General features: G+C 63.0%; 7 protein-coding genes and 1 pseudogene. 3 read left to right on the forward strand and 5 right to left on the reverse strand.

What is annotated here, in order from left to right; genetic code table 11:
• Positions 1-273 precede the first annotated feature (273 nt).
• Together ASG92_RS12930 and ASG92_RS12935 are read right to left on the reverse strand one after the other, a co-directional pair.
• On the reverse strand, positions 274-462 hold the full coding sequence (locus tag ASG92_RS12930) for a hypothetical protein (protein WP_056628932.1): 189 nt from the start codon (positions 460-462) through the stop codon (positions 274-276).
• Between the two features lie 299 nt (positions 463-761).
• Entirely contained in the window at positions 762-965 is a 204-nt protein-coding gene (locus tag ASG92_RS12935; protein ID WP_056629030.1) for a hypothetical protein, read from the reverse strand.
• 213 nt (positions 966-1,178) lie between these two features.
• On the opposite strand from ASG92_RS12935, the gene ASG92_RS12940 reads away from it, so the two are divergent.
• Entirely contained in the window at positions 1,179-1,415 is a 237-nt protein-coding gene (locus tag ASG92_RS12940; RefSeq protein ID WP_200951961.1) for a hypothetical protein, read from the forward strand.
• 992 nt (positions 1,416-2,407) lie between these two features.
• Positions 2,408-2,569, forward strand: a complete 162-nt coding sequence (locus ASG92_RS28335; protein WP_157372214.1) for a hypothetical protein — start codon at positions 2,408-2,410, stop codon at positions 2,567-2,569.
• Between the two features lie 114 nt (positions 2,570-2,683).
• Here ASG92_RS28335 and ppsA read toward each other — a convergent pair whose 3' ends face one another.
• From ppsA to ASG92_RS12955, 3 genes are all read right to left on the reverse strand, one after another.
• Positions 2,684-5,101, reverse strand: coding sequence for a phosphoenolpyruvate synthase (gene ppsA, locus ASG92_RS12945; RefSeq protein ID WP_056628939.1), 2,418 nt, complete (start codon positions 5,099-5,101; stop codon positions 2,684-2,686).
• 154 nt (positions 5,102-5,255) lie between these two features.
• Positions 5,256-6,074 (reverse strand): pyruvate, water dikinase regulatory protein, encoded by an 819-nt coding sequence (locus tag ASG92_RS12950; RefSeq protein WP_056628940.1) that lies wholly within the window; start codon positions 6,072-6,074, stop codon positions 5,256-5,258.
• Between the two features lie 897 nt (positions 6,075-6,971).
• Positions 6,972-7,748 (reverse strand): IclR family transcriptional regulator, encoded by a 777-nt coding sequence (locus ASG92_RS12955; protein ID WP_056628941.1) that lies wholly within the window; start codon positions 7,746-7,748, stop codon positions 6,972-6,974.
• A gap of 183 nt (positions 7,749-7,931) precedes the next feature.
• Between ASG92_RS12955 and ASG92_RS28995 the strand changes: the two are divergent.
• A pseudogene (locus ASG92_RS28995) lies at positions 7,932-8,027 on the forward strand (succinyl-CoA--3-ketoacid-CoA transferase); the annotation flags it as partial.

Below are 8,027 nucleotides of genomic sequence, written 5' to 3' on the forward strand. Positions count from 1 at the left end.
CCGAAAACGTCGGGCGTGCCTACGCGGCGTTCGCGGCAGACATCGACAACGGGACTCACACCGTGCCGGACTTCGCCGACGCCGTCGCACGCCACGAGCTCATTGCCGCCATCGAGAGGTCCGCGGCATCAGGCGAACGCGTGAAGGCGTAGCCCGCTTCGCCGAGCTGTGTGTCATTGATCCAGGGCTAAATTCCAGAAGCAGCGGCAACAACGAAGGCGACACACGCCAGATCAACGCCCTGCAGTGTATGAAAAACGTGAACGATGTCAGCTATCCGGCGGGTTTGTGCCGGGTCTGGAGCACGTGGAGCTGCAGTTTCGGTTCGGCATCGCGGCGTCGGCGCGCCTGCTTGCGCATCGCCCGGGTCGCCGCGGAGCCCTGGGATTTGATCAGCCCGATCACATGTTTGGGGGCCGCCGCCGGACCGGAGGCAGACACGGCCGTCCCTTCCTCGCTCATGGCCGTATCCTCACACGCCCGCCACGCACCCGGAGGCCCTACCGACGCAGCGTTACCGGATCGGGACCTCCGGCAGATCCAGATCCGAAGGGCCGGGCGCTGTGGGCGTTATAGTCGGTCCCCGTGTGATAGGTGCGGGTACTTCCAATCAGCGGCCGGGCGCCTTTCACGGGTGCCAAGCGATGTACCGCCGCTGCGCTGATTCGTTCTGCCCTGTGTACTTTTCGCCCGATGAGGGCCGCCGAGCGAGGACCGCCGCAGCCCGTTGTGTTGTACGTTCCGAGGATGCGATATTGCTGCTAACTGGCCGGCGTCACGACGTCCTCCAGCATTGACCTGTCGAAGAATCGGACCTCGCCCGTTGCCTGGAAAAACACTGGAACTACTGAAGTGTTCGGGTCCTTCGAGGTTTCGTAGATCTCGGGCCCACTCCCGTGTTTGCGGGCAATGGTTCCAATCAGGTCGGTGCCGCGAACCCGGACGGTTCGATATTTATAGCTCATGTGGACCCCTTCGTCAGCTAAGGCCAACCCTACTCCTGGGACGCAGAGCAGGCTCAGCGTGCCGGCACACGGCGCACCGGCACCAACTGCCGATCCACCGCTGATCTCCCAGCTCACCACCGTCATCGACCCGACCAGCGTTGGCGGTGGTCCTGATACGCTGGTGCGCATCATCTACCGCTTCAGCCCGACGCTGGCCCCCGGATCCAGGCCTTGGAAAGTTTGGAAACGACCGCCAGCTACGGGCCGCTGGACCGGGTGATCGTTGAATTCGGCGGTCAATGCGCAACGACGTCCGTGCCAGGCACCGGCATCTCTGTATTCAACGACGCCGGGACGTCGTTCGTCGAGGATTCCTACACCGTCCGGGCCGACGTGCCAGCCACTGCTGGCAAGACGCTGTTCGACCTGGACCTTCGAAACATTGACTTTAACCTGATCGACTATTAACGAACCGTGTTCAGCGACACCAGCCTGCCAACAACGTTCGCCTTTTGGCGACCAAGCAGAAGAGGTGCAGCTCAGTGCGGGCCTTTTCAACCCCGCTACCAGCCGTGGTGATGGAACGGATTCCAGCCGGCACGCTGACCGCGTTGGGTAGCTTCGCCCACCTCCTGCGGCCCGAACGTGACCGCCGAATCATCGACGGGACCTCACCGCGGGACCCCGAAAGGAACAACCGGTGACCAGATCTAGTCGACACCGGACAAGCTGTGGGAACAGACAGTCGATTCGCTTAACGTCGCTATCGAAGCAGTCCGAGAAGATCCTGCGGTCGCGAAACAGCTCTACCTCGCACTGTATGCCTGCACGAGTGAAGTCTCTGTGCGCGGTGACTCTTAGCGGTCAGCGACGCTGGACCGCTAACAGTCACAGACAGGCGACCACAGGAACATTTTCAGCCCGGAACGGTCGTCCCGTAAGGGGCACCTTGGCTGATACTCGATCATCGCTGGGCGGGTTCTCCCCGCAACCAGGGCGCTCCGCGCCGGCCGCCCCCAGGTAATTTCGTCCGGCGCTCCTGCGTCGCTTATCTCCTCGCGAAATTATCTGGTTCGACCGGTTCCCCAAGTTGCACTCCGGCCCCTGAAACCCAGCGGTGACTCCGTTATCAGAACGACCCACGAATCCAATGGCCGGGTTCAGAACTGGCCAGGCGTTTGAAGGAACCGGAATCATGGAAACGCTCACCATCAAATCCCCCGCAGACCTGCTCAGCCTCATCGGACACACCCTCGGCTTCTGGCGCAGGAAAGCCTGGCCTGCCTCACTAGACCGCAACCACAGCTGATGCCGCCATCATTGCCAGCGGCGATGGCCAACGCGAGTGCACTTCCGCGCAAACCCATTCTGCGAGAGCCAGCGGATCAAGCCCCTAAAAAAATTCAGCTGAAGATCCTCGGTCGTCATGCTGTAACCCACGAACAACTCCATGAACAGTCATGACAACACAAACAGACAACAAGCCGGCGCAGCGCCACTCCCCCCGCTCCAACCAGGTCATGTCGCGCCGCTCAGGCCCCGCAATGAAGAAGTACACCACACCCGTGGAACACGAACGATTCCTCACCTCGGGAAAACCTCAGCCGGCACAAGCCGCCTGACCAACTGTCCACGACTTGCGGGCAACCCCAGATTCAAAGGGAGTGCCCGCCCAGGGGTTTCCCCGGGCGGGCACTCGGGTCGACACGGAGAGAGTCAGGTCGACGCGGTGAGAGTCAGCTCGCCTCTGCGCCGACTGCCGCACCGACCTCGGCGACGCCTGCCGCGCCGGCGAGCCGGAGCCAGGTGTCCACCACGGTGTCTGGGTTCAAGGAGACGGAATCGATGCCCTCCCCGACCAGCCACTCGGCGAAGTCCGCGTGGTCGCTGGGACCCTGGCCGCAGATGCCCACATATTTGCCGCGCTCCTTGCAGGCCTTGATGGCCATGCTCAGCAGCTTCTTGACGGCAGGGTCGCGTTCATCGAATCCGGCCGCGACAGTCGCGGAGTCCCGGTCCAGGCCCAGGGCCAGCTGGGTCATGTCATTGGAGCCGATGGAGAATCCGTCGAAATAGTCCAGGAATTCGTCGGCGAGAAGGGCGTTGGACGGAATCTCACACATCATGATCACCTCGAGGCCGTTCTCGCCGCGGGTCAGTCCGTTCTCCGCTAGCAGCTCCGTGACGCCCCGGGCCTCGTCCAGTGTCCGCACGAACGGGATCATCAGTTTGACGTTGGTCAGCCCCATCTCGTTGCGGACGAAGGACAGCGCCTCGCACTCGAGGTCGAAGCAGTCGCGGAAGGTCGGGTCCAGGTATCGTGACGCGCCGCGGAAGCCGAGCATCGGGTTCTCTTCGTACGGCTCGTAGGCGGGTCCGCCTACGAGGTTGGCGTACTCGTTGGACTTGAAGTCGGACATGCGCACAATCACCGGTTGCGGTGCGAACGCCGCCGCGATGGTGGACACCCCTTCGGCCAGGCGCTTGATGTAGTAGTCGCGCGGGCTGTCGTATGCGGCAATCCGTTCCCGGATCTCCGCGGCCACGTCCGCTGGCTGGCTGTCCAGGTTCAGGAGCGCCTTGGGGTGGATGCCGATCTGGCGGTTGATGATGAATTCCAGCCGGGCCAGGCCGACTCCGTGGTTGGGCAGCTGCGCGAAGGTGAACGCCTGCTCCGGGGTCCCGACATTCATCATGACCTTGACTGGGGCTTCGGGCAGCTGGGTGATCTCGGTCTCCTCGACGCTGAAGTCCAGGAGCCCTTCGTAGATAACGCCGGTTTCACCGTCGGCGCAGGAGACAGTCACTTCGAGGCCGTCGGAGAGGGCGTCCGTGGCGTCCCCGGTCCCGACGACGGCGGGAATCCCCAGTTCGCGGGCAATGATGGCCGCGTGGCAGGTGCGTCCGCCGCGGTTGGTGACGATCGCGGAGGCACGCTTCATGATCGGTTCCCAGTCCGGGTCGGTCATGTCGGCGACGAGGACGTCGCCGGTCTTGAAGGCGGCCATCTGGTCGATCGCGGTGAGGATGCGGACGCTGCCCGCACCGATGCGCTGGCCGATGGCGCGGCCCTCGACCAGCACCCGGCCGGTCCCGTTGAGGCGGAAACGGCTCAGGCTGCCGGAGGCACGGCGGGACTGCACAGTCTCCGGGCGCGCCTGCAGGATGTACAGGCCGCCGTCGATCCCGTCTTTGCCCCATTCGATGTCCATCGGGCGGCCGTAGTGGTTCTCGATGGCGACGGCGTGCCGGGCGAGCTGCTCGACGTCGTCGTCGCCGAGGCTGAAGCGGTTCCGCAACGAGGCCTCAACCGGTACGAAGTCGATGGTGCGGCCGATCTCGCGGCTGCTCGTGTAGGTCATCTGGAGGGCCTTCTCGCCCAGTCCGCGCTTGAGAATGGCGGGGCGGCCGGCCTGCAGCGCGGGTTTGTAGACGTAAAACTCGTCCGGGTTCACGGCGCCCTGGACGACGGCCTCGCCCAGGCCGTAGGAGGACGTGACGAACACGGCGTCCTGGAACCCGGACTCCGTATCCATTGTGAACATGACACCGGAGGCCCCGACGTCGGAGCGCACCATCCGCTGGATGCCGGCCGAGAGCGCCACGTCGGCGTGTTCGAACTTGTGGTGCACGCGGTAGGCGATGGCCCGGTCGTTGTAGAGGGACGCGAACACGTCCTTGATTGCGAGCAGGATGTTCTCGATGCCGCGGACGTTCAGGAAGGTTTCTTGCTGCCCGGCGAAGGAAGCGTCGGGGAGGTCTTCCGCCGTTGCGCTGGAACGGACGGCCCAGGAAAGGTCCTCGGAGCCCCCGTGCTTTTCCACCAACTGCTGGTATGCGTTCCGGATCTGCGTCTCGAAGTCCGGCAGGAAGGGGGTCTCGCGCATGAGGGTGCGGATTTCCTGGCCGGCCGAGGCGAGGGCCGTCACGTCATCGGTGTCTAAGCCGACCAGGCGGTCGGCGATCTTCTGGTCCAGGCCGGAGTCGGAAAGGAAGGTGCGGTAGGCGTCCGCTGTCGTGGCGAAGCCGTCCGGGACCTGGACGCCGGCTGAGGTCAGGTTCTGCACCATCTCACCGAGGGAGGCGTTCTTCCCGCCCACCCGGTCCAGGTCCTTGAGTCCGAGTTCTGAGAACCACAGGATGTCTGTCGTCATGGTTACTTACTGCTCCTTTGCAGATGATGGCATGCAGATGTGCCGCCCGCTCGCGACGATGGCCGGTTGGTGGGCGCGAATCCTGTCCACAGTGACAGGTCTCAAGTGCTCTTTCCACATGATGTGCGCCACACCGGCTTTGTGAAACTTTTCCCTAATGTTTAAGGTTCATGCGCTGCAGGATGGTCGCAGCCATTTCCTCCACGGACACCGTGGCTGAATTCAGGTACGGAATCCGGTGGGAGACGTACAACTGCTCGGCGTTGCGCAGCTCAAAGCCGCACTGCCGCAGCGACGCGTAGGGTGAGCCACGGCGCCGTTCGGTGCGGATTTGACTCAGGCGTAGAGGGTTGGAGGAGAGGCCGAAACATTTCTCAACGAAAGGCCTCAGCGGCTTGGGGAGCCCCTCCCGCTCAAAGTCCTCGTCCACCAGCGGGAAGTTCGCGGCGAAGATTCCGTGTTGCAGCGCCAGATACATGGTTGTGGGTGTTTTTCCGCAGCGGGACGGTGCCACCAGAATGACCTGCGCCTTTTCCAGCGCGCGCAGGCTCTGGCCGTCGTCGTGTTCCATAGCGTACTCGACGGCGGCCATCCGGGATTGATACCGCTCCGCGTTGCCCAGGCCGTGGGCCCTGCCGGGTTCGCCGCTGGCCGGTGAGCCGAGGGCCTGCTCCAGCTGTCCGACATGCGTCCCGATAAGATCCACGATGATCCCCTGGCACGTGGCCAAGGCCTGGCGGACGTCGCTGCTGACAGCGGTGGAAAAGACAATCGGCCTCAGGCCGGTGGCGGCCAGTTTGTCGATGGTGCCGACCACCGTCCTGGCCTGTTCGACGGTCGTTATGAAGGGAACCGTGATGCGGTCAAAGTTATTAGCGGGGAATTGCGTCAACAAGGTGTTGCCGAGCGTTTCCGCCGTGATGCCGGTGCTGTCCGAAAGGAAGTAGACAGGCCGAAGATCGTCATTGGTCATGAACGCATTCTCCACCAGAAGCGGTCCGGTATCCGAGCCCGGGCCGCCGACGAGTCAGCGCCAGGCCTCCGGGCACAAATGACCTGCGGCCGGGATCCGGCAATAAGGTTTGACGTTTTAAGGCTGGCACCCGCACGATGAGTGGAACCCACCCCCGACTGGCGACAAGCAATGCAGGAAATTACGTCAAGCTAGGTTAGTTTTCCGGTTATTCTAATGGTTTTCCACTGTCCCTCCGAGTAGTGCCCAGTCCCCCGATCGGCCCCAATACTACTTGAGCCAGACCGGGCTGGCGGGTGGTGAGTACCTCCGGCCACGTGGCACTTAAACAGCCTCCTCCAGGAGTTCCGCGACCATCCGGACAGCACCGGTCGAGCGTGTGCTGGCTGGCTTGGCGAGCACGATCCTTCGGGGGATTCCAGGATTGATGATTGGAACAGAGTTAAGCGTGCCGCCTGCCGCTTCCTCGGCCACCATGATGCCCTCGAGTAGCCGGAAGGCGTTGCTGATTTCGGGGTTGTCTCCGGCTGCGAGCCCATAGCGGATATTTCGTCAAGATAAACCTGAGGCGGAGCTAAGATGACCGACTCGAGAGGGCAGCCACACTCGCTTCAGATCCGCCAAGGACTGGCTCTGCCACCAGCGCTCTGACTCGGGCAGAGATTGCAGTCCTGCTGCTGAGCAGGATACTCCGATCGAGGACTTTGAGGATTCTTGCTGGAAGTCGACATACAGATTTGGATCAGGGATCACACGACTAGCCTGCCGCGGTACCCATCAAATCCGCCGCCCGCTCCCGAAAGGTCATCTGGCGCCGGCTCCAGAGCTGAACCCGCAGGCATACCTTCGGGAAATCAAACGAGCCCCGCCTTCCAGGCAGTGCCATGCAGGGTATTCTCATCCCGGCTGTTGGAGCTGGTTGGTAATTCGGTGGGCTTCTTCCATCAAGAGCCTTCCCAGGAACTCCTGCCGGTCTTCCCGGAAGCGTGGCTCAATTCCGGTCAGGGACAAGGCCCAGGCCGGGCGTCCGGCCTGATCAAACACTGCAGCACCCATCCCCCAGCTGCCTTCCAGCACCAGCCCGGGATTGACGGCGTACCCCGCCTCACGCGTCCGTTGCAGGTTGGCCCGGACCACGGCTTCAGTATGCCCCTGCGTAAATGTGCCGGCGTGGGCGGGCCAGTCCGCCAGGATCTGCTCCTGTTCACCCTGCGGCAGGAACGCCATGATGGCGGTGCCCGCAGAGGCTACGCCCAGCGGAAACCTGACGCCCTCATGCAGCACGAACGAGCGCACCGGGAAGCTACCTTCCTCGCGCAGCAGGCAGACGGTCTCGGCCCCCCTGCGGATCGAGAAGAAGGCGCTTTCGCCGGTTTCCTCGGCAAGCCGGCGCAGGCTGGGCCTGGCGATGTCCTCCAAAGGAAAGCGCGCCGAGGCCACCGATCCCATCAGCAGGATCTCCGGGCCAAGGACCCACATGCCAGTCTTGGCGTCATGGTCCAGGAGTCCTTCCGCGGCCAGCGAAGTGAGGAGCCGGTGGACCGTGGGCCGGGTGAGCCCGGATTCGCGCACCACCTCCACAAGGGAGCTTCCCTCGGGCCGCCGGCCAACAATGCGTAACAAACCCGCGATGCGGCTGACCACCTGGGCTCCCTGAACGGGCATCTGGTTCATTTTTCTCCTCGATCATCCATATTGTGGATATTCCTTAGACTACCGTCCACACTGTAAAAAGCGCTGTCAGATTGCCCATTTATCGTCATTGACAGCGTTATTCCAGCCCCCGTACGCTCGTACCTCAGCAGCTAAGTCCACAAAGTGGATAGCAGGCAACCCACAGCTCAACGAGGAGACGCGATGTCCAAACTGAATTCCGGCGCTGCCCAGGCGCTGAACGGGGTCCTGCGGGACGGGATGACGCTCGCCGTCGGCGGTTTTGGCCTCAGCGGGATC

The organism is Arthrobacter sp. Soil736, assembly GCF_001428005.1.
Lineage (GTDB): Bacteria > Actinomycetota > Actinomycetes > Actinomycetales > Micrococcaceae > Arthrobacter.

Bases quoted from the DNA above. Each gene is read 5' to 3' on its own strand.
- ASG92_RS12930 (WP_056628932.1), bottom strand. From the start codon at position 462: ATGAGCGAGGAAGGGACGGCCGTGTCTGCCTCCGGTCCGGCGGCGGCC.
- ASG92_RS12935 (WP_056629030.1), bottom strand. From the start codon at position 965: ATGAGCTATAAATATCGAACCGTCCGGGTTCGCGGCACCGACCTGATT.
- ASG92_RS28335 (WP_157372214.1), top strand. From the start codon at position 2,408: ATGACAACACAAACAGACAACAAGCCGGCGCAGCGCCACTCCCCCCGC.
- ppsA (WP_056628939.1), bottom strand. From the start codon at position 5,101: ATGACGACAGACATCCTGTGGTTCTCAGAACTCGGACTCAAGGACCTG.
- ASG92_RS12950 (WP_056628940.1), bottom strand. From the start codon at position 6,074: ATGACCAATGACGATCTTCGGCCTGTCTACTTCCTTTCGGACAGCACC.
- ASG92_RS12955 (WP_056628941.1), bottom strand. From the start codon at position 7,748: ATGAACCAGATGCCCGTTCAGGGAGCCCAGGTGGTCAGCCGCATCGCG.